Genomic DNA, 25768 nt, shown 5'->3' with positions numbered 1-25768 from the left:
ACCGTGCCGCATTTCACCAAGCCGGCTGCCGGCAGCTGGACGGAGAACTATCCGGAACTGGGCACCGGGCCGGTCGACTACACCGACTCGATCGATCCCGCGTTTTTCGAAGCCGAGCGCGAGGCGGTCTTCAAGCGGACCTGGCTCAATGTCGGCCGGGTGGAACGGCTGCCACGCACCGGCAGCTACTTCACAAAGGAGTTGCCGTCGGCCGGGCCGGGCATCTCGGTGATCGTCGTCAAAACGAAGGACGGGTCGATCAAGGCGTTTCACAACGTCTGCCGTCACCGGGGAAACAAACTGGTGTGGAACGACTATCCGCACGAGGAGACCTCGGGTACCTGCCGCCAATTCACCTGCAAGTACCACGCCTGGCGCTACAGCCTCGACGGTGAACTGACCTTCATCCAGCAGGAGGACGAGTTCTTCGACGTCGACAAGAGCCAGTACGGGCTCGCGCCGGTGCGCTGCGAGGTGTGGGAAGGGTTCATCTTCGTCAACCTCGACGACAACGCGCAGCCGTTGACGGATTACCTCGGTCGGCTGGCCAAGAGCATCGAGGGCTACCCGTTCCACGAGATGACCGAGAGCTACTCCTACCGGGCCGAGGTCGGCAGTAACTGGAAGCTGTTCATCGACGCGTTCGTCGAGTTCTACCACGCGCCGATCCTGCACCAGGGGCAGTACACCAAGGAAGAAGCCGCCAAGATCCAAAAGTTCGGCTACGAGGCGCTTCACTACGAATTGGCCGGGCCACACAACCTCCAGTCGACCTGGGGTGGTCAGGCACCGCCCCCGGACATGTCCATGGTCAAACCGATGGACCAGGTGCTGCGCAGTGGGTTGTTCGGTCCCTGGGACAAGCCGGAAATCATCGAGAACCTGGAGCTGCCCCCGGGTGTCAACGTGAAGAAGGTGCCGCAGTGGGGCATCGACTCGTGGCTCTTCTACCCGAACTTCATGTTGTTGATTTGGGAGCCGGGCTGGTTTTTGACCTACCACTACTGGCCTACCGCTGTGGACAAGCACATCTTCGAGTGCACGCTGTATTTCGTTCCACCGCGCAACGCGCGGGAACGCCTGGCCCAGGAGTTGGCCGCGGTGACATTCAAGGAGTACGCGCTGCAGGACGCCAATACGCTGGAAGCGACCCAGACCATGATCGGTACCCGGGCCGTCAAAGAGTTCCTGCTGTGCGACCAAGAAGTCTTGATCCGTCATCTGCACAAGACGACCGGTGACTACGTGAAGGAGTACGCCCACAATGGCCACCGCAAGTAAGCTGCCCGCCGAATTCGCCGATCTCGAGCCGTATCTGGATTGGGACCTGGCCACCGAACCCGAGCGCTACGCCAAACGGCTGGCATCTTCGATGAGCGAGATGCAGGCTTTCTACGACGCCGCATTTCCCCGGATGAACGACGTCATCGCCTACTGTGACAATTTCCCGTTGGACGACCTGCCCGAGGATGCGCGGACGCTGATGCACCTGATGCAGTCGCTGATCATGGTGTCGTTTCCGGTGGAGGCGTGGAAGCAGCCGCGGGTCCCGGACAGCGGCGCCGCGTGGGTCGAGCTGGTCAGGGAGCCGGTGATCTAAAAGGTGCTGACGCTCAAGGCCGCTGGACTGCTCGACGTCGACGCAGGCGAGATCATCCGGCCGGGCGTCCTACGGATCGAGGAGGACCGGATCGTCGGCGTCGGCGGGGATGCCGCCGACGAGGTGCTCGATCTCGGCGATCAGATCCTGCTGCCCGGGCTGATGGACATGGAAGTCAACCTGCTGATGGGTGGGCGTGGCGAAAAGCCCGGGCTGTCCCAGGTGCAGGACGACCCGCCGACGCGGGTCTTGCGTGCGGTCGGCAACGCGCGTCGCACGCTGCGCGCCGGGTTCACCACGGTGCGCAACCTCGGGTTGTTCGTCAAGACCGGCGGCTATCTGCTCGACGTCGCACTGGGGAAGGCCATCGACGCCGGATGGATCGAGGGCCCGCGGGTGGTACCGGCCGGGCACGCGATCACCCCGACCGGCGGGCATCTGGATCCGACGATGTTCGCGGCGTTCGCACCCCACGCGCTGGAGTTGACGGTCGAGGAAGGCATCGCGAACGGAATCGACGAGATCCGTAAGTCGGTGCGGTATCAGATCAAGCACGGCGCTCAGCTGATCAAGGTGTGCTGTTCGGGCGGCGTGATGTCACTGACCGGACCGCCTGGCGCACAACACTATTCAGACGAGGAGCTTTCCGCGATCGTCGACGAGGCGCACCGGCGTGGGCTGCGGGTGGCTGCCCACACGCACGGCGCCGACGCTGTCAAGCACGCGGTGATGGCCGGGATCGACTGCATCGAGCACGGCTTCCTGATCGACGACGAGGCGATCGCGATGATGGTCGAGCACGGCACGTTTCTGGTGACCACCCGGCGGTTGGCCGAGGGCATGGACGTGTCACACGCTCCGCCCGAGCTGCAAGCCAAGGCCGCCGAGATGTTCCCGAAGTCTCGCACGTCGATCGTGGCCGCCCATGAAGCCGGGGTGAAGATCGCGCTGGGCACCGACGCCCCCGCGATTCCACACGGCCGCAACGCCGATGAGCTGGTCACCCTGGTCGATTGGGGTCTTCCACCGTTGGCAGTGCTGCGGGCGGCGACCGTCACCGCCGCCGAGTTGATCGACGCCACAGATCGCGGTCGGCTTGCGGAGGGCATGCTCGCCGACGTCATCGCTGTGCCCGGAGATCCGTTGTCCGACATAGGGGTTACCCAGAAGGTCGGTTTTGTGATGAAAGGAGGTCGGGTCTATGTCAACAACTCGGCCGACAAGAACTGACGACCTCGTCGAGATCCAGCAGCTATTGGCCCGCTATGCGGTGACGATCACCCAGGAAGACATCGACGGACTGATCAAGGTCTTCACCCCGGACGGCACTTACAGCGCATTCGGCGACACTTACACCCTTGACAGATTCCCGGACTTGGTGGCCGCCGCCCCGAAAGGGTTGTTTCTCACCGGTACAGCGGTCGTGGAGTTGGACGGCGACTCGGCCAGCGGAACCCAACCGTTGTGCTTCATCGACCACGCCACCCATGACATGCGGATCGGCTACTACCGCGACACCTATTCCCGCACAGCGGACGGGTGGCGGCTGAAAACCCGTGCCATGACGTTCATTCGCCGCAGCGGGGTGCACGACTCTGGGCGCCCGCACGCCATAGGCCGTCCAGCGCCGTGAAGCTCGAGCAGTTCCGCGCGGACCTGCGAGCCTGGCTCGACGAGCATGATCTGACCCCCGGACCTGACCATTCGCTGGAAGGCCACATACGCCAACTCGCCCGCCTGCACAGCGCGCTCTATGAAGCCGGGTGGATGCGGTACGGCTGGCCTACGGAGGTCGGCGGCCTGGGTGGGCCGGCGATACTTCGGGCGATCGTCGGTGAGGAGGTGGTCGGACGCCGGCTGGCCGAACCCGGGCCCTACTCGATGGTCGAGGTACTCGCGCCCACCATGATTGATTACGCGCCAACGGAACTCGCAGCCGAAATGGTGCCACGGCTGCTCTCCGGTCGCGAGCAATGGTGCCAGGGCTTCTCCGAACCGGGCTCGGGAAGCGACCTGGCGTCGCTGACCACCCGCGCCGCCCCCGACGGCGACAATTGGATCGTCAACGGGCAGAAGGTGTGGACCAGCTACGCGCAGTACTCGACGCGCTGCGTCCTGCTCACCCGCACCGCGCCGGGATATGACGGAATCACGGCGTTCTTCGTCGACCTGGACACGCCGGGCATCACCATCCGGCCGCTCCGCACCATGCACGGAGTGGATGAGTTCTGCGAGGTGTACTTCGACGATGTGGTGATCCCCGCCTGCCGCATGCTCGGTAAGCCGGGAGACGGCTGGCGACTCGCGATGGACCTGCTGCCCTACGAGCGCTCCACTTGTTTTTGGCAGCGGATCGCTTACCTCTACTCGCGATTCGACGACCTCATCGCAGAAGCCGAGGATCCTGACGAATTCGAGCTTGGCGCAGCTTATCTCGCGCTGCATACACTGCGGTGCCGGTCCCGCGCGACCCAGCACCGGTTGGCCGACGGAGAGCGGCTGGGACCTGAGACCTCGATCGACAAGGTGTTGCTGGCCACCGCCGAGCAGCGGCTCTATGACACCGTGCGCGACCTGCTGCCCGGGTCACTGGAACTCGACGACACCCCCTGGCGGTCGGAATACCTCTACTCGCGCGCGGCAACGATCTACGGCGGCACGGCCGAGATTCAGCGCAACATCATCGCCCGCCGGCTGTTGGATTTGGGCAAGGAGTGAGCGTGGGCTCGGATATTGGAACTGAGGCCTTGCAGCTGATGGAGGACGCCCTACGGAAGACCATGACCGCCGTGTCGGGCCGCCAGCTCGACGATGCGCTGAGCGATCTCGGCTGGCTCGACATGCTCGACGAGATGCCGGATACCGCAATTCCGTTGGTGTTTCGGCTGCTCGGCGAAACCGGCGCCCATGCCCCTGTGCTCAACGATGTGGTGCTGCGCGCGGCGGGGCGTGACGGCGGTGGCATTGTCCCGCTGCCGTTCGCCGGCGGTTCGTGGGTTGTCTGGGAACGTACCGACGAGGCGACTTCTGCCCTGAGCGACGACCTGCCGATACACCGGGTGTCGCGGGCAGACCCGGTACCGCTTGGCGCCGGACGGCACGCACTGGGCTGGTGGCTGGTGGGCACAAGCCGAGCGATGCTGGCGCTGGCGCGCCAGCACGCTTTGGACCGTGTGCAATTCGGCCGGGCCGTCGCTTCGTTCCAGGCGATCCGCCATAAGCTCGCCGAGACACTCGTCGCCGTCGAGGGAGCGGAGGCCGTGCTGCTCGCCGCCGCCGCGGAGCCCGACGACCTCAGCTTCCTGCTGGCCAAGGCGGCGGCCGGGAACGCGGCATTGACCGCCGCCCGCCACTGCCAGCAAGTGCTCGGCGGTATCGGCTTCACCGCCGAGCATGAGCTGCACCGCCACGTCAAACGTGCATTGCTCTTGGACGGAATGCTCGGCAGCACACGCGAACTGACGCGCGAGGCAGGCGCTAGGTTGCGGGCCAAGGGATCTGCGCCGCGGCTGGCTCAACTCTGAACCGCAAGCTAGCAAGCTAGTTTCGCGGCAGGCCGAGAATCCGTTCGGCGATGATGTTGCGCTGGATTTCTGATGTGCCGCCCGCGATGGTCGCGGCGAAGCTGCGGAAGTAGCGGTCGAACCAACTGCCGTAATGGGAATCGAGGTTCAGCGGCGCGAACGGGCCCGTGACGGCGGGGTGACGCAGCCCACCAGCTCGCGCCGCACTCAGCGCGTGCTCGGACGCCGTCTGCACGGCCTCCGAGCCCAGCAGCTTAAGCACCGACAGGCCCGGCACGTCCTCGTCGCCGCGGTCGGCGCGGGCGATCGCCACCGACCCGAGCAGGCGCAGCGCCTCGTAATCCATGATCAGCGAGGCGTATTGGTCCCGCTCCAGCACGCCCGACGGCCCGAAATCGACGATCAGCTCACGCAACCTGTCCGCATATCCCATCCACAGCATGGTGCGTTCGTGTCCCAGCGAGCCGGTCGCCACTCGCCACCCGTGATTCAGCGGGCCCACCAGATTCTCAGCGGGCACCCGCACGTCGGTGAAGAACACCTCGTTGAAATCCAGCTCGTCACGATCGGGCGCCGACGCGAACGGCCGGCACACGACGCCGGGCGTGTCGGTGGGGATCAGCAACGCGCTGATGCCCTTGTGTTTCGGGGCATCGGGATCGGTCCGAACGAAGGTCAGTATCACGTCGGCGTCATGGGCGCCCGACGTCCACACCTTCTGCCCATCGACCACGAAGTGATCGCCGTCAAGCACCGCGCGCGTGCGCAGCGATGCCAGATCCGACCCGGCACTCGGTTCACTCATTCCCAACGAGGCGGTCATCTCGGCGCGCAGAATCGGCACCGCCCAGCGCCGCTTCTGCTCCGGGGTTCCGAAGGACAGAATCGATGCGGCGACGATGCCGACGCCCTGTGGATTGAAACTGTGGTGGATTCGCCGCATGGACAACTCTTCGGCGTGCACATATTGCTGTAACACCGTCGCATTGCGGCCGCCGAACTCGGGCGGATTACCCGGCAGCAGCCACCCGTGATCGAACAACAGCCGCTGCCACCGCCGCGCCCAGGCCGGGATATGCGACGAGGAACGAGAGCGTTCGACCATCTGCCCCTCGTCCGGCAGATGCTCGTCGAGGAATGCCACGAACTCGGCGCGGAACGCCTCGACCTCGGCTTCGAAGGCCAGCTGCACGGGTACTCCTGGGCGGATCGGGGCCGCTATCGGCATTACGCTTCCAAGCAAAGCGGTAAGAGAATAGTATTCTCGTCGAGAGAAAGTTACAATCTCAGACACGTCGTCCCGTGAGGGGGTCTAGCCCAGCAATGACACGACGTTCTCCGGTACAGTCCAATCATGTTCTCCCCTCGCGGCAACCGACTGAGCAGCCCGTGACAAGCCCGAGCGAAGAGCCGGCCTGGAAGCAGCGCGCGGTCGAGCGGTCGATCAAGACCGCGAAACTCCGGGCGGCGCAGCGCGTTCAGCGCTTTCTCGATGCGGCCCAGGCCATCATCATTGAAAAGGGCAGTACCGACTTCACTGTGCAAGAGGTGGTCGACCGCTCTCGGCAGTCGTTGCGGAGCTTCTACCTGCAGTTCGACGGCAAGCACGAACTATTGCTTGCCTTGTTCGAAGACGCGTTGAGCCGGTCTGCCGACCAGATCCGCGCCGCCACGGCCAACCACTCCGACCCTCTCGACCGGCTGAGGGTGGCAATCGAGTTGCTGTTCGAGGCTTCGCGTCCCGATCCGACCGCCAAACGACCCCTGTTCACCGACTTTGCGCCACGGTTGCTGGTCACTCATCCGGCCGAGGTCAAGGTCGCTAATGCGCCGCTTATTGCTTTGCTGACCGAACTCATGGAGGCGGCAGGTGCGGCCGGAGAACTGCGCGCTGGTGTCAATCCGCGGCGAATGGCCGCCATGACCATGCAAACGGTCATGTTCATCGCGCAGTACAGCGGCGGCCCCGATGACGCGACCGTTCATCCCATCACAGCCGATGAAGTGTGGGACTTCTGCTCGCGGGGATTCGTCGGCGGCACCGCCGCGAAGTAGGTTATCGCTCAGCGAGAATGCAACCCGCATGTTCGCATATCGCACGGGGCACGGTTTCGGTGAGAACATCGTTCTCTTAATCGGAGAATCTTAAGTAGCGAAAACGAATCCGGCGTTGACACCCGGAGCCGGCTGATGACAGAGTTGCTAAGCGCATGCTCAGCGCTACCAGCTATGCGGTTCCGGCGAGAGGCGAAACCCGTGACAGTCAGTGCTCCTCAGGGCGTCTATTACGACCCGTACGACGTGGAGATCAATGCCGATCCCTACCTCGCGTTCCGAGCGCTGCGCGAAGAAGCACCGCTGTACTACAACGAGCAACACGACTTCTATGCGTTGAGCCGCTTCGCCGACGTCGACCGGGCGATAGTCGATTACGAAACGTTCAGTTCCGCGCGGGGCGCAATCCTCGAACTGATCAAGGCCAACATCGATATGCCGCCCGGCGTGCTCATTTTCGAGGATCCACCGATCCACGACGTGCACCGCAAGTTGCTGGCCCGCATGTTCACGCCGCGCAAAGTCAACGACCTGGAACCGAAGATCCGCGAATTCTGTGCGCGCAGTTTGGATCCGCTGGTCGGCACCGGCCGTTTCGACTTCGTCGCGGACCTCGGCGCGCAGATGCCGATGCGGGTTATCGGCATGCTGCTCGGGGTTCCCGAGGACTACCAAGAAGCTGCGCGAGATTTCGCGAACGCGCAGCTGCGCACCGAGGCAGGCAAGCCGATGAAGGCGGGCACCGACGGCATGACCGGGGAATTCTTCGCCGAATTCATCGACTGGTGCGCCGAGCATCCCTCCGACGACATCATGACCGAACTTCTGAACGTCGAGTTCGAGGATGAGAAGGGCACAACGCGGCGACTGACCCGTGACGAGCTGCTCACTTATGTCAGCGTGGTCTCCGGCGCCGGCAACGAGACCACCACCCGGCTGATCGGCTGGGCCGGCAAGGTGCTGGCCGAACATCCCGACCAGCGACGGGAACTCGTCGAGAACCCCGCCCTCATCCCCCAGGCGGTCGAAGAATTGCTGCGCTTCGAGTCGCCGGCTCCCCATGTGGCGCGCTATGTCACCCACGACGTCGAGTACTACGGCCAGACCGTGCCGCAGGGCAGCGTCATGATGATGCTCATCGGGGCGGCCAACCGTGACCACCGCCAATTCCCGCCTGACGGAGACGTTTTCGACATCCACCGAGAACCGCGCCAGCACCTCGCCTTCAGCGTCGGCACCCACTACTGCCTCGGCTCTGCGTTGGCCCGCCTGGAGGGCCGGATCGCCCTCGAGGAGATCTTGAAGCGCTTCCCCGAATGGGACGTCGACCTAACCGGCGCCACGTTGTCCCCGACGTCCACCGTGCGGGGCTGGGAGGCAATGCCGGCGGTGCTCGGATGAATCACTGACAAGGAAATGAGGTAACGATGACGGGTCGAGTCGAAGGCAAGGTCGCGTTCATCACCGGCGCGGCCCGTGGTCAGGGCCGCAGCCACGCGGTGCGATTGGCGCAGGAAGGTGCCGACATCATCGCCGTCGACGTCTGCAAACCGATCGTGCAGAACACCACCATCCCGGCGTCGACGCCGGAGGATCTGGCCGAGACCGCCGACCTGGTCAAGGGTCTCAACCGCAGAATCGTCACCGCCGAGGTCGATGTGCGCGACTATGACGCGACCAAAGCCGCGGTGGACAGCGGCGTCGAGCAGTTGGGCCGGTTGGACATCATCGTGGCCAACGCCGGCATTGGTAACGGGGGCGACACGCTCGACAAGACAACCGAATACGACTGGCAGGAAATGATCGACGTAAACCTGTCGAGCGTCTGGAAGTCGGTGAAAGCCGGTGTCCCACACATGATCGCGGGTGGCCGAGGCGGTTCGATCATCCTGACCAGCTCAGTGGGCGGGCTGAAGGCCTACCCCCACTGCGGCAGCTATGTCGCGGCCAAGCACGGCGTGGTGGGAATCATGCGGTCCTTCGCAGTGGAGTTGGGGCAGCACATGATTCGGGTCAACTCGGTGCATCCGACCCATGTGAGAACACCGATGCTGCACAACGAGGGAACCTTCAAGATGTTCCGGCCCGATCTGGAGAACCCCGGGCCCGACGACATGGCTCCGATCTGCCAGATGTTCCACACGCTGCCGATCCCGTGGGTGGAGCCGGAGGACATCAGCAACGCGGTGCTGTTCTTCGCCTCCGACGAGTCCCGCTACGTCACCGGAGTGACTCTTCCCGTCGACGCAGGCGGCTGCCTGAAGTAGCCGCGCGGTCAACGGCTTAGGCTTCGCGCCATGGATACCTTCCAAGGGCGTGGAGCGGTCATCACCGGCGGAGCGAGCGGCATCGGTTTGGCCACCGCGCGCGAGCTCGCCCGCCGCGGAGCCGGCGTCGTGCTGGGAGACATCGAAGGACCCGCCCTGGACGAAGCCGTGAGCGGCCTGCGCGCGGAGGGATTCGACGCGCACGGCATCGTCTGCGACGTCCGCAGCCTGGACGAGGTGGCACACCTCGCCGATGAGGCGTTCCGCCTGCTGGGCCGCGTTCACGTGGTCTTCAACAATGCCGGCATCGCGGTATCCGGCCCGATCACGCAGATGACGCACGCCGACTGGCGGTGGGTGATCGACGTGGACCTGTGGGGTCCGATTCACGGCGTCGAGACGTTCTTGCCCAGGCTGCTCGAGCAGGGCGAGGACGGGCACATGCTGTTCACGTCCTCGTTCGCGGGTTTGGTTTCGAATGTCGGCCTGGGGCCGTATTCCGTTGCCAAATACGGTGTCGTTGCGCTCGCCGAAGCGCTGGCCCGCGAGGTCAGAGCCGACGGCATCGGCGTCTCGGTGCTCTGCCCGATGCTCGTCGCAACCAACATCGCCGCCTCCGAGCGCCATCGCGGCGTCGACTATGGAGTCCCGTTGACGCGTGCAGTGTCGGAGCAAATCCCTGCGGACGGAAACGTCGTCCTCGACGCCGAAGCCGTCGCTCGCCTCACGGTCGAGGCTGTCCTCGCCAACCGGCTCTATGTGCTGCCGCACCAGGCCTCGCGGGCGTCGATCCGGCGCAGGTTCGAGCGCATCGACCGCACCTTCGACGACCAGACCGCGCAGGGGTGGGCCCACTAAGGCGAGATTGCCTGAATTCGCCAGATCAGCACCTCGGAAGTGATGGGATCGTCTAAGAGGCGAGGTGGGTTATGAAGCGACTCAACGGCATGGATGCCATGCTCCTGTACAGCGAGACGCCGAATCTGCACACGCACACGTTGAAGGTGGCGATCGTCAACGCCGCCGATTTCCCCGGAGAGTTCGGCTTCGACACATTTCGTCGCGTCTTTCCGCGCCGACTCGAACTGCTTGAACCGCTGCGCTACCAGCTCGTCGAGATTCCCTGGCGGTTGCATCATCCGATGTGGCTGGAGAACTGTGACGTCGACCTGGACTACCACTTACGTCGGGTGCGAGTTCCGGGCCCCGGCGGCCGGCGAGAACTGGACACGGTCATCGGTGAGATCGCCAGCACCCCACTGGACCGCAGCCGCCCGTTGTGGGAGTTTCACTTCGCCGAAGGGATGGCGGAGAACCGTTTCGCGATCATCGGCAAGGTGCATCACGCCTTGGCCGACGGCATGGCCTCGGCGAACCTGCTCTCGCGGATGATCGACTCGCCCGGATCCGAGCAGGCCGAACGCCGCCCACCTCCTCGCCCCGTCGCGCCGTCGAAGTCCGAGCTGCTGCGGGCGGCCGGCCGCGACCACGTTCAACACATCGCGGCGTTGCCGGGGCTGCTCCAAGACACCGTGCGCGGTCTGTCCCAGGTACGGCGGCGTTCAAAGGAGCGCGGCCAGCACCCGGATCTGGCCAAGAACTTCAACCCGCCGCCGACATTCCTCAACCACGTGATCTCGCCGACCAGAACATTCGCCACCGCGGCCCTGTCGCTCGACGACGTCAAGAAGACCGCCAAGCACATCGACGTGACATTCAATGACATCGTGCTGGCCATGGCGGCCGGCGCGTTACGGGAGTTGTTGTTGCGCTATGACGGCAGGGCGGACCGGCCGATCCTCACATCGGTTCCGGTCAGCACCGACCGCTCACCCGACCGGATCACCGGCAACGAGATCAGCGGCCTTTCGGTGTCGCTGCCGGTGCACATCGACGACCCGTTGGAACGGGTGCGGCTGACGTCGTTGTCGACGGCGCGCGCCAAGGAAGACCTCGATCTGATGGGCCCGAAGCTGCAGGGCCAACTGATGGAGTACCTGCCGCCGGCCTTGGCGCCGGCGCTATTTCGACGGCAATCGAGACGCGCCGTGCAAAACCGAGCGATGAACATCGCGGTGTCGAACGTGCCGGGACCGCGGAAACGGGCCAATGTCGCTGGTGCCCCGGTGTGCGAATTTTATTCCGTGGGCATCCTTTCGGCCGGCAGCGCCTTGAACATCACCGTGTGGAGCTACGTCGACCAACTCGATGTCTCGGTGCTCTCCGACGACCGCACCTTCAACGATGTCCATGAAGTGACCGACGCGCTGATTCATGCATTCGGTGAAATACGAAGCGCGGCTGGGCTTCCCGGCGACCCCGCTGTCGTCGATACGGCGATGGCCCCGGCCAACGCAGCGGGTTAACCGCCTCTTGTCGCGTACACCCAGGACAGAAACCGGCCTACCGCCTCGGCGGTGTGGTGGGCGCGCGGTGAGCCGAAGATGTCGAAACCGTGCTGGGTATGCGGCAATTCGGCGTAGACGACCGGAGACTTCGACACGTCGCGCATCGCGGCGACGAACTCACGCGCCTCACCCACCGGAATGATCGAGTCGTCCTGGCCGTGCACGATGAAAAACGGTGGTGCGTCAGCCCTTACCCGCCGGATTGGCGAAGCATCGATGTAGATGTCGCGGTGATCGTCGAGCCGTTGCTTGATCACGAACCTCTGTAGGAATGTCATGAACTGGCTTCGGCCTTCGCCGTGGGTGCCGACCCAGTCGTAGCGGCCGTACAGCGGCACCGCCGCGACGACCGATGTGTCGGCGTCCTCGAAACCGGGCTGAAAGGCGGGGTCGTTCGGGGTCAGCGCGGCCAGTGAGGCAAGGTGTCCGCCGGCCGACCCGCCGGTGATCGCGACGAAGTCGGGATCACCGCCGAACGACGCGATGTTCTCCTTGACCCAGCTGAGCGCCCGCTTGACGTCGACGATGTGGGCCGGCCAGGTGTGACGGGGACTGACCCGGTAGGCCACTGACACGCAGATCCAGCCCCGGTCGGCCAGATGACTCATCAGCGGATAGGCCTGCGGGCGGCGCATCCCAATCGCCCACGCGCCGCCGGGAACCTGCACCAGCACCGGCGCCTTCCCGTCGCGCGGCAAATCGCGACGTCGCCAGACGTCGGCCAAATTGGCCCGGCCGTGCGGTCCGTAGCGCACGGTGTCTTGCTTGTCGACGTATCGGCGTCGCGCGACCGCTGTGCGCCATGCGCTTGGCCGCCCCGTCGGCGATGGCGTCGCCGGCAGGGTCTTCAGCGCATCGGTGTAGCGTGCGCCGAGTTCTTGGCGCAGCGGCTCGGCCAGAAAGGGAGCTGACGTGACCACGCGGCGGCGTATCACCGCCAGGACGACCCAACTCGCTGCGGTCACGGCCATGGCGGCCAACCCGCGCCGGCCCTTGAAGTCTCCGCGCAGCCCGCGACGCAGCACGTCCAACACGGAGGCGACCAGGTACAGCGTCGGCAGCTCCGAGGTCGGCCAGCCGAACTGGAAGACCAGGGAGCTGAGGTAACCTTTGCGGCTCAGTGCCCGAAAACCGTTGAGGGCGTTGACCAATTCCAGAATGGCGCGCAGCAGCGGGCGCGAGCTAGCCATCGGCGGCCACTTTGGCCCGCAACTCGTTGCGCAGGATCTTGCCGGTGCTGCTCCGCGGCAGCTCGTCGAGCACCAAGATCTCGCGGGGAACCTTGTAGTTCGCCAGGTTCTCCCGCACATGCTGCTTCAGCGAGTCGGGCGTGGCCGAAGCGTCCGGCGCGAGCACCACGAAGGCCGCCAACCGCTGGCCGTACTGTTCGTCGTCGACGCCGAGCACCGCGGCCTCGGCGACATCGGGGTGCGCGGCCAGCGTCTTCTCCACCTCGATCGGGTAGACGTTCTCGCCGCCCGACACGATCATCTCGTCGTCTCGGCCCACCACAAATAGCCGGCCCTGGTCGTCGAGATAACCCATGTCACCGGAGGCCATGAACCCGTCGTGGAAATCCTTGGTGGCGCCCGACGTGTAGCCCTCGAACAGAGTGCCGCTGCGGACGTAGATCTGGCCGACCTCGCCGGTGGGAACCTGCTTGAAATCCCGGTCCAGGATGCGGATTTCGGTCCCCGGAGCGGGTTTTCCCGCAGTATCGGGCGCTGCGCGCAGGTCCTCGGGTGTGGCGCTGGCGATCAAGCCGGCCTCGGTCGCGTTGTAGTTGTTGACGATCACGTCGCCGAATTCGTCCATGAACGCGGTGACGACGTCGGGACGCATCCGCGACCCCGAGGCGGCGGCGAACCGCAGCGACCGGCAGCTGTAGCGCTTGCGGACATGGTCGGGCAGATCCATGATGCGGTCGAACATCACCGGCACGACCGCCAAGCCGGTGGCCCGGTGCCGGTCGACGAGCTCGAGGGTGGCCTCGGGATCGAACTTGCGGCGGGTCACGATTGTGCATGCCATCGAGGCAGCGAAAATCAGCTGCGAAAAGCCCCAGGCGTGGAACATCGGCGCGACGATGACCACGGATTCCTCTGCACGCCAGGGAGTTCGGTCGAGGATCGACTTGAGCGCACCGACCTCACCACTGGTCATCCTGGCGCCTTTCGGGGTACCGGTGGTGCCAGACGTCAGCAGGACTGTCCGTGGCTTTTCGGTGGCACGCTTGGGTTGGTGGCCCGCATGCGCCTGGATTAGTTTCTCGACCGTGACATCCTGGCCCGACGGGTTGTCGGTCCAGGCCACGATCCTTGTGGCATCGGGCCTCTCGGCCAGCGCGCGGTCGACGATCTCGGTGAACTCCTCGTCGTAAATCATCGTGTCGGCGTTTTCGCGCGCCACCACTTCGGCAAGCGCCGGTCCGGCGAACGACGTGTTCAACAGCAGCACGTCGGAGCCGATGCGGTTGGCGGCGACCACCGCCTCGATGAACCCGCGGTGGTTACGACACATCACCCCAATGGTTTTCGGTTGTCCGCCCGGCTGTGCCTGTAACGCAGCGGCCAACGCGTCGCAGCGTTGGTCGAGTTCGCGCCAAGTCAGCGTGCCGAGCTCGTCAACGAGTCCGGGCCGCTGCGGGCAGCGTTGCGCCGCCGACGCGAAACCTGATGTGGCGGCTATGTTTTCGCGTCGCATCGCGGCGGCTATCCGAAGGTACTTGTCGGGCCGCATCGGCGCGATAAGCCGCGCCCGTCGCAGGGTGGCGAGCAGGCCGACGGTCTGGCCGATGCGGTCGAGCATGGCGTCAGCCTACGATCGGGAACCGGCGCTCACCGGCCAATTTGTCCAACGCTGACTGCATCACCTCGCGCACGTGTGCGTCGACCTCGTCGATGTCGGGTTTCTCCCCGAACTCGGCGGCGATGTCGATCGGCTCGAGTACTTGAGTCACGATCTTGGTCGGCAGCGGCAGGTTGGGCGGGAATGTGCCGAATAGGCTGAGCCCGAACGGCAACCCGAACGAGAGCGGCACGATCTTTGTGCGGGCCGCACGCGCGATGGGGCCGAGCCGCTTCGCCAGTCCCGTTCCGCGCATCAGGTACAGCTGGTTTTCCTGGCCGCCGATCGAGACCGCCGGCACGATCGGCACGCCTGCTTCGATTGCCGTTCTGACGTACCCTTTGCGTTCGGCGAAGTCGATCGTGTTCTGCTGCGCGGTGGGCCGCATGGCGTCGTAGTCGCCGCCCGGAAACACCACGACGAGATGACCGGACCGCAATGCATTGGCGGCGTTCTCGGGGTTAGCCCGGATGAAGCCGGTCTTGAGCAACACCGATCCGATCGGCCCGACAAAGAGCATGTCGTGGCTGAGCGTGTGAATCGGGCGGTCGTAGCCGAATTTCTCGTAGAACTCGACTGCCAGGATCGGGACGTCGGCGGCGAACTGGCCGCCGGAATGGTTGGAAACCAGCAGCGCACCTCCGGCGGGCGGAATGTTCTCCAGTCCGCGCACCTCGGTGCGGAAGTATCGCCGCACGAGGGGCCGAAGGACGTCGGCGACGCGCTTGGTGAACTGGGGATCCCACTTGGCGAGCTCCGTCTCAACATCGAGTTCGCTCATGGTTCCACCTACCTGCGGATTGTTGGGACGATGCTTGATGCTACCGCGACCGATTGGGCGCTTATCTGCGGATATGCTACTCTCGGAAATTGAGAACGTCATATTCACCGCTCGTGGGGCGGTGCTCGGGGGCCAACATCAAGGAGTCGCGCATGTCCGAGACGGTGCTCGTCACGGGAGGGTTCGGGTTGGTCGGGTCGGCCACCGTCCGGCAGCTGGCGGCCGACGGCCGCCGGGTGGTGGCCGCGGACCTGGACACGCCCGCGAATCGCAGGGCGGCGCGCGAGCTGCCGGCCGGAGCCGACGCGTACTGGGCCGACCTCACCGACCCTCGACAAGTGGATCTGCTCGTTTCCGCGGTGGCTCCCGCCGTGATCGTGCACCTGGCCGCCATCATTCCCCCGGCGATCTACCGCAACCCCGAGCTCGCCCGCGCAGTCAATGTCGACGCCACCGCGACGTTGGTGGCCGTCTCCGAAGCCCAGCCGAATCCGCCCCGCTTTGTCCATGCTTCGAGCAACGCCGTGTACGGCGCCCGCAACCCCCATCGCGCAACGGATTTGGTCGGCGCCGACACTCCGATGCGCCCGTGTGACGTGTACAGCCAACACAAGGCGGAAGCCGAGCAACATGTGCGGTCCTCGACCCTGGAGTGGGTGGTGTTGCGGCTCGGAGGTGTGCTCAGTGTGGACCCCGCCGCGATGCCCCTCAACGCCGACGCGCTGTTTTTCGAGAGCGCGCTGCCCAGCGACGGCCGATTGCATACGGTCGACGTCCGCGACGTCGCAACGGCGTTCGCGGCGGCTACTACCGCAGACGTCGCACGTGAAATATTGCTGATCGCCGGCGATGAGTCACACAGGTTGCGGCAGGGCCAGGTCGGACCGGCGCTGGCCGCCGCTCGAGGCATGGCGGGTGTGCTGCCGGGCGGTCGGCCCGGCAATCCGGACAGCGACGACGACTGGTTCGTCACCGATTGGATGGACACTGCCCGGGCACAACAGGCGTTGAACTTCCAACACCATTCGTGGCCCGACATGGTCGCCGAGATGCGCGCCAACGCGGGGTGGAAGCGCTACCCGCTACGGGTCGTGGCTCCCCTGGCCCGCCAGGTGCTGAAACGCCGTGCCGCCTACCGTGATATGCCCGGCCGCTACGCCGATCCCTGGCGCGCCATCCGCTCCGCGCTGGCGGAACCCGCCCCGGACCGGCAGAGCGCATCGGTGGGTTAGCCGGGTCCCAGCCGCGGCTCGCCGGTTTGCGGATCGTGATACCACCCGCCCGCGGCGTGTGTTCCGCCGTCGACGTGGATGGTCTGGCCGGTGACGTAGCTGGCCATATCGGAGGCGAGAAACACTGCGGCGCTGGCGACTTCGTCGACGTGGCCGGGCCGGCCCATTGGGATGGCGCGGCCGATCTCTGAGCTGAGGCTTCCGAGGCTCGCCAGCCCTTCGGTCAGGGTGACATCCGGCGCCAGCGCGTTGACCCGAATGCCGTGCGGTGCGAGTTCGAACGCCGCGGTCTTGGTGTAGTTGATCACGCCGGCTTTGGCTGCCGCGTACGCGGCGTAACCCGGTGCGGCACGCACACCTTCGATGGACGTCAGGTTGATGACGCTGCCGGGCAGGCCGGCTGCGACCAACTTGCGGGCCACCCGCTGGGTGCACAGCAGCACGTGGCGCAGGTTCGCCTTATAGAGCGCGTCCCAGCCGTTTTCGCTTGTATCGAGCAGGGGTGAAGAGAACGTGCCGCCCGCATTGTTCACCAGGATCGTCACCGGCCCGAGATCGGCGGTGGTGCGCTCCAGCGCGGCATCGACCTGACTGCTGTCGCGCACATCGGTCACAATGCCCAGGGCGCCAACCGATTCGGCAGCCGCCGAGCAACTCTCGGCGTCACGCTCCCAGATCGCCACCGAGGCGCCGAACGCGGTCAGGCCGGCCGCGATGCCGCGCCCGATCCCGGCTCCCCCGCCGGTCACCACCGCGACACGGCCGGTGAGCTGAATGTCGGACGGGCCGATTGTCATCGGGCATGTGCCTTTCTCGCGCCCACCGGCGCCCGGCCGATGACGCCGGCTGCTTCCAGGTCGGCGATCTCCTGCTCGCTCAACCCGACCTCGGCGAGCAGCTCGTGGTTGTGCTGGCCGAGCAGCGGCGCCGGATGCCGATGGAATCGATCCGGTCCGGCGGAAAACCGCAGCGGCACCGTGCTGTGTGGAGCCGGATTGTTCACCGGGTGCTCGACGACTTCGAAGAATCCGCGGAATCCCAGTTGCGCAAGCTCGGTTTGGCGGTGCGGCTGCATGACTTTCGCCACCGGGACGCCGGCATCCCAGAGGCACCCGACGATCTCATCGCTGCCGCGGTGCCGACACCACGCGCCGAGATTCTCATCGATCAGGTCGTGCTGTGCGCGCCGCCCGGCCGCGCTGGAGAGCGCGGTATCGATGGCCCACTGCGGCCCGCCGAGCGCCTCGCACAAAGCCACCCACTGCTCGTCGGTGGCCACCGCGATCGCGACCCAGCTGTCGAGCCGGCCGAATTCGTCGACGTCGGCTGTCCGGTAGAGGTTCTGCGGCGCTGCGGTTGGTCCGCGGTTTCCGCCCCGCTGCAGCAGCGCTCCGTAGGCGGAATATTCGATGACCTGCTCCGCGGCGATGTTCAGTGCCGCGTCGACCATGGCGGCTTCGACCAATACTCCTTGCCCGGTGCGGCGGCGGTGTTCCAGGGCGAGCAGCAGCGCGTTGATCGCGTGCACGCCGGCGTTCGGGTCGCCAATCGAATACGGCTCGTAGGGGTTGTCATCCGGATATCCGGTCAGCCAGCTGAGCCCGGCCGCTGCCTCGATGACGTAGGCGAACGCCGGGTTGTCACGCCACGTCCCGTCCAACCCGAAGCCCGGCATGCGCAGCAGAATCGCGTCGCGACGTATCGCCTGGACGGCCGCGAAATCAAGGCCGATCTGGTCGAGCACCCGCGGCGTGAAGTTCTCCACGACGACGTCGGATGTTGCGATGAAGCGGCGCAACAGCTCCCGCCCCGTCGACGTCTGCAGGTCCAGCGTCAACCCTTTCTTGTTGGTGTTCAGACCCGAGAAGATCGGCGAGCGTTCCCACCATTGGTCTTCGGTGGTCGGCACACCGGCGATCAGCCGGGTGCCGTCCGGTTTGCCGGTGGATTCGACGTGGACCACCTCGGCGCCGAGCATGGCCAGAAAATGCGTGCAGCAGGGTCCGGCCCAGAATGTCGTCAGGTCGAGCACCCGTAAACCGTTGAACGGCATGTGATCCGCAGCACCATTACCCGCTGACGGCTGCCGTGCAGGCGGCCTGGTCTGGCGGTAGTGCGCGGTATGCTCGCCGAGCCGCGGGGCCGGGCGCGGCGGGCCAAGCAGCATCGGCCGCATGCGGTACGGGTGGTCGGGTTGACAAAATCCGTCGCGCGGGTTGGCGACGAACGACCGGCGCTCGACGAAGTGGTCCAAGCCGGTGATGTTGGCGCCGTTGGCGACCGGCGCGTTGGGGATCCGGAAGGCCGTGGCGAGCTCGCGGATCTCGTCGACCGTCTGGCCTTGCATCCAGGCATAGATCTCGTCGGCCTTCTCATTGGCCAGCTCGGTGATCGACAGCGGTGATTCCTCGTCGATCCACTCCTGGTGACCGGTCATCGCACACAGATCGAACCACTGCTGGGCCGTTCCACATCCCACGTCCACCAGGCCGTCTTTGGCGCGGGCGATCCCCGGCACGGTGACCTTGCGGGCGTCCCGCCATGGACGCCCGAGCATCGCGAAATAGCTGACCGGGTAGTAGGTCAAGCCCAGGATCTGGGTTTCCAGCATGGACAGATCGAGCAGTTCGCCTGTGCCGCAGCTTAACTGACGAAAGCGGCTGGTCAGCGTTGCCACGCTGGCATACGCGCCGGCGAAGTACTCGCCGACCTGTCCACCGACGAAGACTGGTGCACGGTCAGGAGATCCCCGTCCGATCCCGATGACTCCGCCCGACCACGCCTGCAGAGTGAACTCGGTCGCCGGACGATCGGCCCACGGGCCCTCCAGCCCGAACGGCGTGATGGCGGTGACGATCAGGTGCGGATGAGAGCGACGCAGCGTGGCGGGCGTAAACGCGTCGGCGATCGTCGAGCCGCGCGACCACACCACCGCGTCCGCGGCTGCCAGCAGCGTGTTGACAAGGTCGATGTCGTCGTCGACCTCCGTGTCGGCCACCACGCTGTGCTTGGAGCAGGCCAGAAAGCTGAACAGGGCGCCGTCGGCCCCGGGCTCGATGCCCGCTCCCGAGGCGGACCAGCTGCGCAGCGGATCGCCTTGTGGGGACTCGACTTTGATCACCTGTGCGCCGCCGTCGGCCAGCAGTTTGGTGCAGTAGGCGCCGGCGATGCCGGTGGAAAGGTCGACCACGGCGTAGCCGTTCAAGGGGCCGTGCAGGGCACCATTCTCTGGCTCCACGCCTCAGCCGTTCTTCGTGCGATTGGACTTGCTCAACCGGAACTCGGGCGGGAACTTGCTGTCGTTGTCCTTCACTGCGTCGGCGAGCCCGCTGTCGATGGCATCGCCGAGCATCAGGTCATCACCGTCGGGGGTGGCGGCTCCGCCCATCGACTCGAAAAGCGCGCTGAGCAGGCTGCCCAGATATTCCCCTTGATACTGCTTGACCAGTTCGAAGAAGGCCTTCTGCATGAAGATGGTGTCGGTGGGACGGTTGCGGGCACACGCCAGCGCGTATTTGTCGACCACGGCCTCCAGCTGGTCGCGTGGCACGACCTTGTTCAGGAAATTGCACTGGAACATCTCGGCCGCGGTGAAAGGCCTTCCGGTGAAAACCATTTCCTGGAACTTCCGCAGCCCCATCGTCTGGACCCAGGTCCACATCCGCGGGCCCCAGCCGAAGTACCGGAACGACGGATGACCGAACAATGCGTCGTCGCTCGCGATCACCAGGTCGGCGTCGGCCGCCTGGTAGAAATGCCAGCCGTAGCAGTAGCCCTTGGCTTCGACGATGCTGATCTTCTTGAATTCCTGAAGGGAGCGGTTACCGGCCTGCGAATTGGCGTACCACGCGCCAATTGTTGCGCCATGGCGAAACGATCCCTTGGGCGGATACCGAACTTCGTGATCTTCGACGCGCAATTCGGTTAGCCGGAATTCCGATGAGTCCGCGCCTTCCATGACTTCGGGAAGGTCTGCGCCGCTACCGAAGTCGTCGCCGGCGCCGCGAATGACCACCACTTTGACATCGTCGTCCGCGTTCGCGGCGTGGAGCAGATCGGCATAGCGAAGCCGCGCCGCCGAGGTGGGCGCGTTGAGGTACTCGGGGCGGTTGAACGTGATCGTCGCGATCTTGGTCGCCGGGTCCTTGGCGTAGAGGATGATCTCCTCGGGCGGCGGTCGCTTGTCAGGCACGGACCACGCCTTGCCATGACGGGCTTGACGTCAGGAGCTCGGGGCCGTCGGCGGTGATCAGCACCGCCTCGCGCCCGAACACCGCGCCGACGCCGCGTTCCCAGACGTAGCCGGTGACCGCGAGCACCATACCCGCGTCCAGGCGCTCCTCGGACGCGGTGGCCGGTAGGTGCTGCGACACGACGGGCGGGTCGAATCCCAGGCCCAGGCCCCGCGCGACCGGCATCGGCGGCAGCGACTCGCCCGCGGCCTGGTATGCAGCCAGCAGGTCGGTGGCCGGCGCGCCCGGACGGCACACCTCATAGAGCTGCTGCCACAACGTATCCCATCGGCGATACAGATCCACGGCAGCCTCGGTTTTTCTGGGGTCGCCGACCGGCCAGGTGCGCCCGACCTCACCGGTATAGCCACCGGCGAGCACGCCCGCGGAGAACGCCACAAGATCGCCGGGCTGCACGCGCCCGTCTGCACTGGCCCGCCGCCACGGGTGATCGCGCGATGTGACCCAAGCAGCGTCCTGGGTCGACGGGGTGCTCACCCCACCGGCGGTCATCGCCTCCAACAACACACCGGCCAAAGCCTTCTCGCTGGTTCCCGGTCGTAGCTCAGCGACCGCCGCGGCAAGGCCGGCTTCGGCCACCCGGATGGCCTCTCGCAGCGCCGACACCTCTTCGGCGGTCTTGATACGCCGGGCGGCGCGCATGGCCAACTCGCCGTCGACCAACTCGGCATTGGGAAAGGCCATCGGCAGCAACTGCGCGAACCCCGGTGAAAGCGCATCGGTGCCAACGCGTTTCGCGGTAGCGGCACCGTCGATGCCCTGCAACACCGAGATGGTGTTCATCGGATTCCAGGCGATGCCATAGAGGTTCTCGTGCGGGATGTCGTCTGGAATGCCCTCGTCCCACGTGCTGAGCAGATGGATCGCCCCGGTCCCCCGGACCACCACGCAGGTCGGCCCGAACGGCCGGGTCCCGGCCACCCAGAGTTGAGGTGCGCCGGCGACGTAACGAACATTGGCCTGTCGCCCCAGGACCAGCACGTCGAGGTCGTGCGCCTCCATCTGGGCCAGCGCGCGCTCGCGGCGGCCCGAGCGCAGCGCCTTGTCGTCGGGCAGAACCTCAGTGCCCATAGGGGTCATAGGGGTAGTCGGTCAAGCGGATCCAGCCTTCCTCGGTGATGACGACGATCTCTTCGCTGCGATAACCGCCGGTGCCGTCCTCCCACACCACGGGTTCCAAAACCAGCACCATGCCCGGTTCGAAGACGAAGTTCTCGTCGAACTCATCGCCGAGATCCGTTCCGATCATTGGTGTTTCGGCGGCGTTCACGCCGATGCCGTGTCCCAGGTAGAAATGCGGCAGCCACGGCCGGCTGCCGCCGTTGGCCTTGGTGGCTGCTCTGCCCAACTCGGCGGCGGTGGCGCCGGCGCGGGTTACCTCGAGCACCGCCTCCATGATTTCCCGCCACCTGTGAAACTGCGATTGCTGGCGCGGTGTCGGGTCGCGACCGACCACCCAGGTGCGGCCGAAGTCCGAGCAGTAACCGGCATAGGTGATGCTGACGTCGGTCCACAGCACGTCACCGGCGGCGAGTTGGCGCTCGGTCGTCAACAGCGGCAACGCCAGATCCCCGTGGGTGGTCCACACGCCGTCTGCCTTGCTTTGCGGCATCACCTGCCAGATCGGTTCCAGCATGCTGGCCATCGCGCCCAGTTCGAACGCGCGGCGCACGAAACCGGCCGACAGGTCGATCTGGCGAATGCCCGGTGCCAGCGCGGCCTGCACGTCGACCATGGCCTCGTCGGTTATCTGGCACGCCTTGCGGATACAGGCCATTTCGTCGGGTGTCTTGATGAGCTTGGCGGCGCCGACGACCTGGGCAGCGTCGGCGGGACGTCCGGCCCGAAACAGTCGCGGCTGTGCCCGTCGCATCGCGCCGGTGAGTTCGTCGACCGCGACGACCGCGTCGGCGGGGATCAGATCCTCGACTACCCGCGCGAAGTTGTCCACGCCCTCGTCGAATTCCAGGTAGACCGGACCGTGCAGATGGTCTGCGGGCAAGCCGGATTCGGATGCGGAACCTTCGCGGAACGGGAGGAACAGGTGCGGCCACGGGTCGTCGGCGAGCACCACCGCCACCGGGCGTTCAACGTGGGACAGGCCGGCATCGCCCAAGGGCCAGCTCACCCCGGTGGCATAGACGACACTGTTGTTGCCCAGCAGGATCAGCGCATCGACGCCGCGATCGGCCATCGCCGAGCGCAGTCGTGCGCCGGTCTGGCGTCGCATCCGGTCGAGGTCCGGTATGTCCGGAATGTCGATCGCAGATGGTTGTGCCGGTACGAACGTCGTCATCGAGCGCCCCTGAAGACCCTCACAGGCCCAGGAATTCGGTGATGTTGCCACTGACGATCCGCGCCGCGGCCTCGGGACCGACGGCGTCGACGACAGCGGCCAGTGACTTCTCCGAATAGCCGTATGTGCTTTCGTTGTGCGGATAGTCGGACGACCACATCACTTTTCCGATGCCGATCTTGTCGATCAACTGCAGGCCGAGCGGATCGACCATGAACGATGCGCTCATGTGGTTGTCCCAGTAGTAGCGCACGTCGTGCTCGAGGGGCCGGTTGAACATGTGCTGGTAGGACGCCACGAGGTGCTCGGCGTCTTGCAGTGCCCATGGCACCCAGGCGATTCCGCCCTCGAACCAGCCGATCCTCAGCCTTGGGTGTCGATCAAGGATTCCGGCGAAGATGTATTTGGAGAACACTTCCCGGAACCCGTCGATGTTGATCATCATGCCGACGACGACGCTGTTGAATTCGCAGGGGCTTTTCGGCGGGGTTTCGCCGATGTGGTGGCTGATCGGCAGCCCGGCGTCCTCGATCTCGTCCCACACCGCGGTCATGCCCGTGCTCGCATAGTCGATGGGGTTGCCGTCGTCATCCTTGCCCGGGTTCAGCGGAAGCAGGAATGTCTTGAGCCCCAATGATTTCAGCTCGGCAAGCGTTCGGCGGGTGCCCTTCGGATCCCACCAGTTGATCAGCCCGGCGCCGTAGAAGTGCCCACCGGAACGCTCTTGCAGCTCGGCGATGTACTCGTTGTAGATGCGAAACGCCAGTTCGCGAAGTTCCTTGTCCGGGTAGTGGAAGAGCGCCAAAATGGCGTTGGGAAACGCCAACTCTTTTTCGACGCCGTCCTCGTGCAACTCTTGGATGCGGGCCTCGATATTGGTGCTCGCCGCTCCGGGCAGGTCGTCGTACTGCATCAGCACCGCGCTGAAATCGCCCGGCAGAAACGACTGGCCCTTGCGCCCGACTTGATAGGCGCCGTCCTCGTACCAGATCCGCGGTGCTTTGTCTTTGACGTCATCCGGGAAACGCTGGTAGAAAATGTCATCCGCCAGCGAAATGTGGTTGTCCGCAGAGAAAACCACGGTTCCCTCGGGCAAGCCGACGCTGGACCCGTCGGCGTGACCGCGTCGATCCTTCGGCGCGCCATACCCTTCCGGCGGGTAGAGCGAAACGGGGTTGGTCTGCGTCGACATTATTGATCCTCCAATCGGATCGACACCTGTTCGAGAGTAGTCATCCCGGATCCTCCGGTGAAGGGATTCACCAGGTCACCGGCAGTTCGTAGACGCCGTACGCGAGCCGGTCGTGCTTGAACGGAATGTCCTCGATCGGCACGGCGAGTTCCAGCGTGGGGATGCGGCGAAGCAGCGTGTGGAACACGATCTGCAGCTCCGCGCGGGCAAGCTGCTGGCCGACGCACTGGTGTCGCCCGTAGCCGAACGCGACGTGCTGGCCGGCGCCCGAGCGATGCAGGTACAGCCGCTCGGGTTCGGAAAAAGCATTGCCGTCCCAGTTCGCCGGCGCGAGGTCGATGATGATGCCCTCGCCCGCGCGGATCACCTCGCCGGCGATCTCGATGTCCTCGATGGCGATGCGGCGCTGTCCGTTTTGGATGATCGACAGGTAGCGCAGCAGTTCCTCGACGGCGTTGGCGATGACCTTGGGGTCGTCGGTATCGCGCAGCACGGCCGCCTGGTCCGGGTGCTGCAGTAGGGCCAGCACGCCGAGGCCGATCATGTTCGCGGTGGTCTCGTGTCCGGCGATCAGCAGGCCGGTGCCCAGCTGGGCGGCTTCGCGGACACTGATCTCGCCGGCCTTGACCCGTTCGGCCAGGTCCGACACCGCGTCTTCGGCCGGGTTTTCCATCTTGGATTCGACCAGTTTCGCGAGATACTTCGACAGCCCGGCCGCGCCCTTGGCGGTGTCCTCTCCAGTGGCGTAGCGGGCGAGCCCGATGTTGGCGTGGTGCTGGAAGAATTCGGCGTCCTGGTACGGCACCCCGAGCAGCTGGCTGATCACCAGGGACGGCACCGGTAGCGCCAGCGCGGTGACGATGTCGGCGGGCTGTGGTCCGGCCAGGATCGCATCGATGTGTTCGTCGGTGACCTGCTGGATCACCGGCCGCAGGCCTTCGACCCGCTTGAAGGTGAACGGCTTTGACAGCATTCGCCGAAACCGGGTGTGTTCCTCGGCATCGGAGGTGAACACCGAGCGGGGGCGCTTGTGCACCGTCGACAACATGCCTTCGTTCCAATGCGGGAAACCCGTTCGCCGGTCGTCGACGCTGACGCGGGAATCGGAGAACAGCGTCCGGACCGCCTCGTAGCCGGTGATCAGCCACGGTGTGCTGCCGTCCCAGATCCTGACTCTGGACAGCGGCCTCTCCTCGCTCAGCGCCATCACCTGCGGCGGCGGGGCGAACGGGCAGCCGTTGTCCCGGGCCATCGGATATTCCGGCACGTCGGCGACCGCCTCGGTTGCGGCGCCGGTGAGGGTGTCGGACACT

23 protein-coding genes are annotated in these 25768 nt (G+C 65.4%); 12 read left to right on the top strand and 11 right to left on the bottom strand.

Going from position 1 to position 25768, the window contains the following annotated elements; genetic code table 11:
- Positions 1 to 3: 3 nt before the first annotated feature.
- The 6 genes from AWC06_RS16235 to AWC06_RS16210 are packed head-to-tail and all read left to right on the top strand — an operon-like array spanning position 4 to position 5124.
- Positions 4 to 1281 carry an aromatic ring-hydroxylating oxygenase subunit alpha gene (locus AWC06_RS16235; protein ID WP_085198994.1) on the top strand — a complete coding sequence of 426 codons (1278 nt, stop codon included), beginning with the start codon at positions 4 to 6 and terminating at the stop codon, positions 1279 to 1281.
- The gene (locus AWC06_RS16230) at positions 1265 to 1600 is read left to right on the top strand and encodes a hypothetical protein (RefSeq protein ID WP_085198993.1); all 336 of its coding nucleotides are present in this window, start codon (positions 1265 to 1267) and stop codon (positions 1598 to 1600) included. The genes AWC06_RS16235 and AWC06_RS16230 overlap by 17 nt, the downstream gene beginning before the upstream one ends.
- A 3-nt stretch (positions 1601 to 1603) precedes the next feature.
- Complete coding sequence (locus AWC06_RS16225; RefSeq protein ID WP_085198992.1) at positions 1604 to 2830, top strand: metal-dependent hydrolase family protein; 1227 nt, start codon at positions 1604 to 1606, stop codon at positions 2828 to 2830.
- Positions 2802 to 3233, top strand: coding sequence for a nuclear transport factor 2 family protein (locus AWC06_RS16220; RefSeq protein ID WP_085198991.1), 432 nt, complete (start codon positions 2802 to 2804; stop codon positions 3231 to 3233). The genes AWC06_RS16225 and AWC06_RS16220 overlap by 29 nt, the downstream gene beginning before the upstream one ends.
- Positions 3230 to 4318, top strand: a complete 1089-nt coding sequence (locus AWC06_RS16215; RefSeq protein ID WP_085198990.1) for an acyl-CoA dehydrogenase family protein — start codon at positions 3230 to 3232, stop codon at positions 4316 to 4318. The genes AWC06_RS16220 and AWC06_RS16215 overlap by 4 nt, the downstream gene beginning before the upstream one ends.
- A gap of 38 nt (positions 4319 to 4356) precedes the next feature.
- The gene (locus AWC06_RS16210) at positions 4357 to 5124 is read left to right on the top strand and encodes an acyl-CoA dehydrogenase family protein (protein ID WP_085199056.1); all 768 of its coding nucleotides are present in this window, start codon (positions 4357 to 4359) and stop codon (positions 5122 to 5124) included.
- 16 nt (positions 5125 to 5140) lie between these two features.
- Here the strand turns inward: AWC06_RS16210 and AWC06_RS16205 are convergent, their stop codons facing one another.
- The gene (locus AWC06_RS16205; RefSeq protein WP_085198989.1) at positions 5141 to 6316 is read right to left on the bottom strand and encodes an acyl-CoA dehydrogenase family protein; all 1176 of its coding nucleotides are present in this window, start codon (positions 6314 to 6316) and stop codon (positions 5141 to 5143) included.
- A 197-nt stretch (positions 6317 to 6513) separates the two neighbouring features.
- On the opposite strand from AWC06_RS16205, the gene AWC06_RS16200 reads away from it, so the two are divergent.
- The 5 genes from AWC06_RS16200 (at position 6514) to AWC06_RS16180 (ending at position 11812) form a co-directional block, all read left to right on the top strand.
- Positions 6514 to 7179, top strand: coding sequence for a TetR/AcrR family transcriptional regulator (locus AWC06_RS16200; protein WP_085198988.1), 666 nt, complete (start codon positions 6514 to 6516; stop codon positions 7177 to 7179).
- Positions 7180 to 7380: 201 nt separating this feature from the next.
- On the top strand, positions 7381 to 8580 hold the full coding sequence (locus AWC06_RS16195; protein ID WP_085199055.1) for a cytochrome P450: 1200 nt from the start codon (positions 7381 to 7383) through the stop codon (positions 8578 to 8580).
- Between the two features lie 26 nt (positions 8581 to 8606).
- Positions 8607 to 9446 carry a mycofactocin-coupled SDR family oxidoreductase gene (locus AWC06_RS16190; RefSeq protein ID WP_085198987.1) on the top strand — a complete coding sequence of 280 codons (840 nt, stop codon included), beginning with the start codon at positions 8607 to 8609 and terminating at the stop codon, positions 9444 to 9446.
- 30 nt (positions 9447 to 9476) lie between these two features.
- Positions 9477 to 10304: an SDR family NAD(P)-dependent oxidoreductase gene (locus tag AWC06_RS16185; protein WP_085198986.1), complete on the top strand. Its 828-nt coding sequence runs from the start codon at positions 9477 to 9479 to the stop codon at positions 10302 to 10304.
- A 71-nt stretch (positions 10305 to 10375) separates the two neighbouring features.
- Positions 10376 to 11812: a WS/DGAT/MGAT family O-acyltransferase gene (locus tag AWC06_RS16180; RefSeq protein WP_085198985.1), complete on the top strand. Its 1437-nt coding sequence runs from the start codon at positions 10376 to 10378 to the stop codon at positions 11810 to 11812.
- Here AWC06_RS16180 and AWC06_RS16175 read toward each other — a convergent pair.
- From AWC06_RS16175 to AWC06_RS16165, 3 genes are read right to left on the bottom strand one after another with little or no spacing between them, the layout of a single operon-like run.
- Positions 11809 to 13044, bottom strand: coding sequence for an alpha/beta hydrolase (locus AWC06_RS16175; protein WP_085198984.1), 1236 nt, complete (start codon positions 13042 to 13044; stop codon positions 11809 to 11811). The genes AWC06_RS16180 and AWC06_RS16175 overlap by 4 nt on opposite strands.
- Positions 13037 to 14662 carry an acyl-CoA ligase FadD12 gene (gene fadD12, locus AWC06_RS16170; RefSeq protein ID WP_085198983.1) on the bottom strand — a complete coding sequence of 542 codons (1626 nt, stop codon included), beginning with the start codon at positions 14660 to 14662 and terminating at the stop codon, positions 13037 to 13039. The genes AWC06_RS16175 and fadD12 overlap by 8 nt, the downstream gene beginning before the upstream one ends.
- Before the next feature lie 4 nt (positions 14663 to 14666).
- Positions 14667 to 15482 carry a lysophospholipid acyltransferase family protein gene (locus AWC06_RS16165; protein ID WP_085198982.1) on the bottom strand — a complete coding sequence of 272 codons (816 nt, stop codon included), beginning with the start codon at positions 15480 to 15482 and terminating at the stop codon, positions 14667 to 14669.
- Between the two features lie 152 nt (positions 15483 to 15634).
- Here AWC06_RS16165 and AWC06_RS16160 point away from each other — a divergent pair, with 152 nt between their 5' ends.
- Positions 15635 to 16714 (top strand): NAD-dependent epimerase/dehydratase family protein, encoded by a 1080-nt coding sequence (locus AWC06_RS16160; protein ID WP_085199054.1) that lies wholly within the window; start codon positions 15635 to 15637, stop codon positions 16712 to 16714.
- Here the strand turns inward: AWC06_RS16160 and AWC06_RS16155 are convergent.
- From AWC06_RS16155 to AWC06_RS16125, 7 genes are all read right to left on the bottom strand, one after another.
- Positions 16711 to 17511, bottom strand: coding sequence for an SDR family NAD(P)-dependent oxidoreductase (locus AWC06_RS16155; RefSeq protein ID WP_085198981.1), 801 nt, complete (start codon positions 17509 to 17511; stop codon positions 16711 to 16713). The genes AWC06_RS16160 and AWC06_RS16155 overlap by 4 nt on opposite strands.
- Complete coding sequence (locus AWC06_RS16150) at positions 17508 to 19952, bottom strand: CaiB/BaiF CoA-transferase family protein (RefSeq protein WP_227371050.1); 2445 nt, start codon at positions 19950 to 19952, stop codon at positions 17508 to 17510. Before AWC06_RS16150 ends, AWC06_RS16155 begins: the two co-directional genes overlap by 4 nt.
- 3 nt (positions 19953 to 19955) lie before the next feature.
- Positions 19956 to 20906: an enoyl-CoA hydratase/isomerase family protein gene (locus AWC06_RS16145; RefSeq protein WP_085198980.1), complete on the bottom strand. Its 951-nt coding sequence runs from the start codon at positions 20904 to 20906 to the stop codon at positions 19956 to 19958.
- Positions 20899 to 22038 (bottom strand): M24 family metallopeptidase, encoded by a 1140-nt coding sequence (locus tag AWC06_RS16140; protein WP_085198979.1) that lies wholly within the window; start codon positions 22036 to 22038, stop codon positions 20899 to 20901. Before AWC06_RS16140 ends, AWC06_RS16145 begins: the two co-directional genes overlap by 8 nt.
- Positions 22028 to 23263, bottom strand: coding sequence for a M24 family metallopeptidase (locus AWC06_RS16135; protein WP_085198978.1), 1236 nt, complete (start codon positions 23261 to 23263; stop codon positions 22028 to 22030). The genes AWC06_RS16140 and AWC06_RS16135 overlap by 11 nt, the downstream gene beginning before the upstream one ends.
- 19 nt (positions 23264 to 23282) lie before the next feature.
- A complete protein-coding gene (locus AWC06_RS16130) occupies positions 23283 to 24344 on the bottom strand; it encodes an amidohydrolase family protein (RefSeq protein WP_211281979.1) in 1062 nt (353 codons plus the stop codon).
- A gap of 178 nt (positions 24345 to 24522) precedes the next feature.
- Positions 24523 to 25767 (bottom strand): cytochrome P450, encoded by a 1245-nt coding sequence (locus AWC06_RS16125; RefSeq protein ID WP_085198976.1) that lies wholly within the window; start codon positions 25765 to 25767, stop codon positions 24523 to 24525.
- Between the last annotated feature and the right edge of the window lies 1 nt (position 25768).

The organism is Mycobacterium fragae, assembly GCF_002102185.1.
GTDB classification, from domain to species: Bacteria; Actinomycetota; Actinomycetes; order Mycobacteriales; family Mycobacteriaceae; genus Mycobacterium; species Mycobacterium fragae.
The sequence above is the reverse complement of the archived record's forward strand: the minus strand, read 5'-3'. Positions and strand labels throughout refer to the sequence as shown.

Excerpts from the sequence above, each read along its gene's own strand:
- AWC06_RS16210 (WP_085199056.1), top strand. The coding sequence starts at position 4,357 with ATGGAGGACGCCCTACGGAAGACCATGACCGCCGTGTCGGGCCGCCAG.
- AWC06_RS16230 (WP_085198993.1), top strand. The coding sequence starts at position 1,265 with ATGGCCACCGCAAGTAAGCTGCCCGCCGAATTCGCCGATCTCGAGCCG.
- AWC06_RS16185 (WP_085198986.1), top strand. The coding sequence starts at position 9,477 with ATGGATACCTTCCAAGGGCGTGGAGCGGTCATCACCGGCGGAGCGAGC.
- AWC06_RS16135 (WP_085198978.1), bottom strand. The coding sequence starts at position 23,263 with ATGACGACGTTCGTACCGGCACAACCATCTGCGATCGACATTCCGGAC.
- AWC06_RS16140 (WP_085198979.1), bottom strand. The coding sequence starts at position 22,038 with ATGGGCACTGAGGTTCTGCCCGACGACAAGGCGCTGCGCTCGGGCCGC.
- AWC06_RS16180 (WP_085198985.1), top strand. The coding sequence starts at position 10,376 with ATGAAGCGACTCAACGGCATGGATGCCATGCTCCTGTACAGCGAGACG.
- AWC06_RS16190 (WP_085198987.1), top strand. The coding sequence starts at position 8,607 with ATGACGGGTCGAGTCGAAGGCAAGGTCGCGTTCATCACCGGCGCGGCC.
- AWC06_RS16155 (WP_085198981.1), bottom strand. The coding sequence starts at position 17,511 with ATGACAATCGGCCCGTCCGACATTCAGCTCACCGGCCGTGTCGCGGTG.
- fadD12 (WP_085198983.1), bottom strand. The coding sequence starts at position 14,662 with ATGCTCGACCGCATCGGCCAGACCGTCGGCCTGCTCGCCACCCTGCGA.
- AWC06_RS16175 (WP_085198984.1), bottom strand. The coding sequence starts at position 13,044 with ATGGCTAGCTCGCGCCCGCTGCTGCGCGCCATTCTGGAATTGGTCAAC.
- AWC06_RS16165 (WP_085198982.1), bottom strand. The coding sequence starts at position 15,482 with ATGAGCGAACTCGATGTTGAGACGGAGCTCGCCAAGTGGGATCCCCAG.
- AWC06_RS16220 (WP_085198991.1), top strand. The coding sequence starts at position 2,802 with ATGTCAACAACTCGGCCGACAAGAACTGACGACCTCGTCGAGATCCAG.
- AWC06_RS16160 (WP_085199054.1), top strand. The coding sequence starts at position 15,635 with ATGTCCGAGACGGTGCTCGTCACGGGAGGGTTCGGGTTGGTCGGGTCG.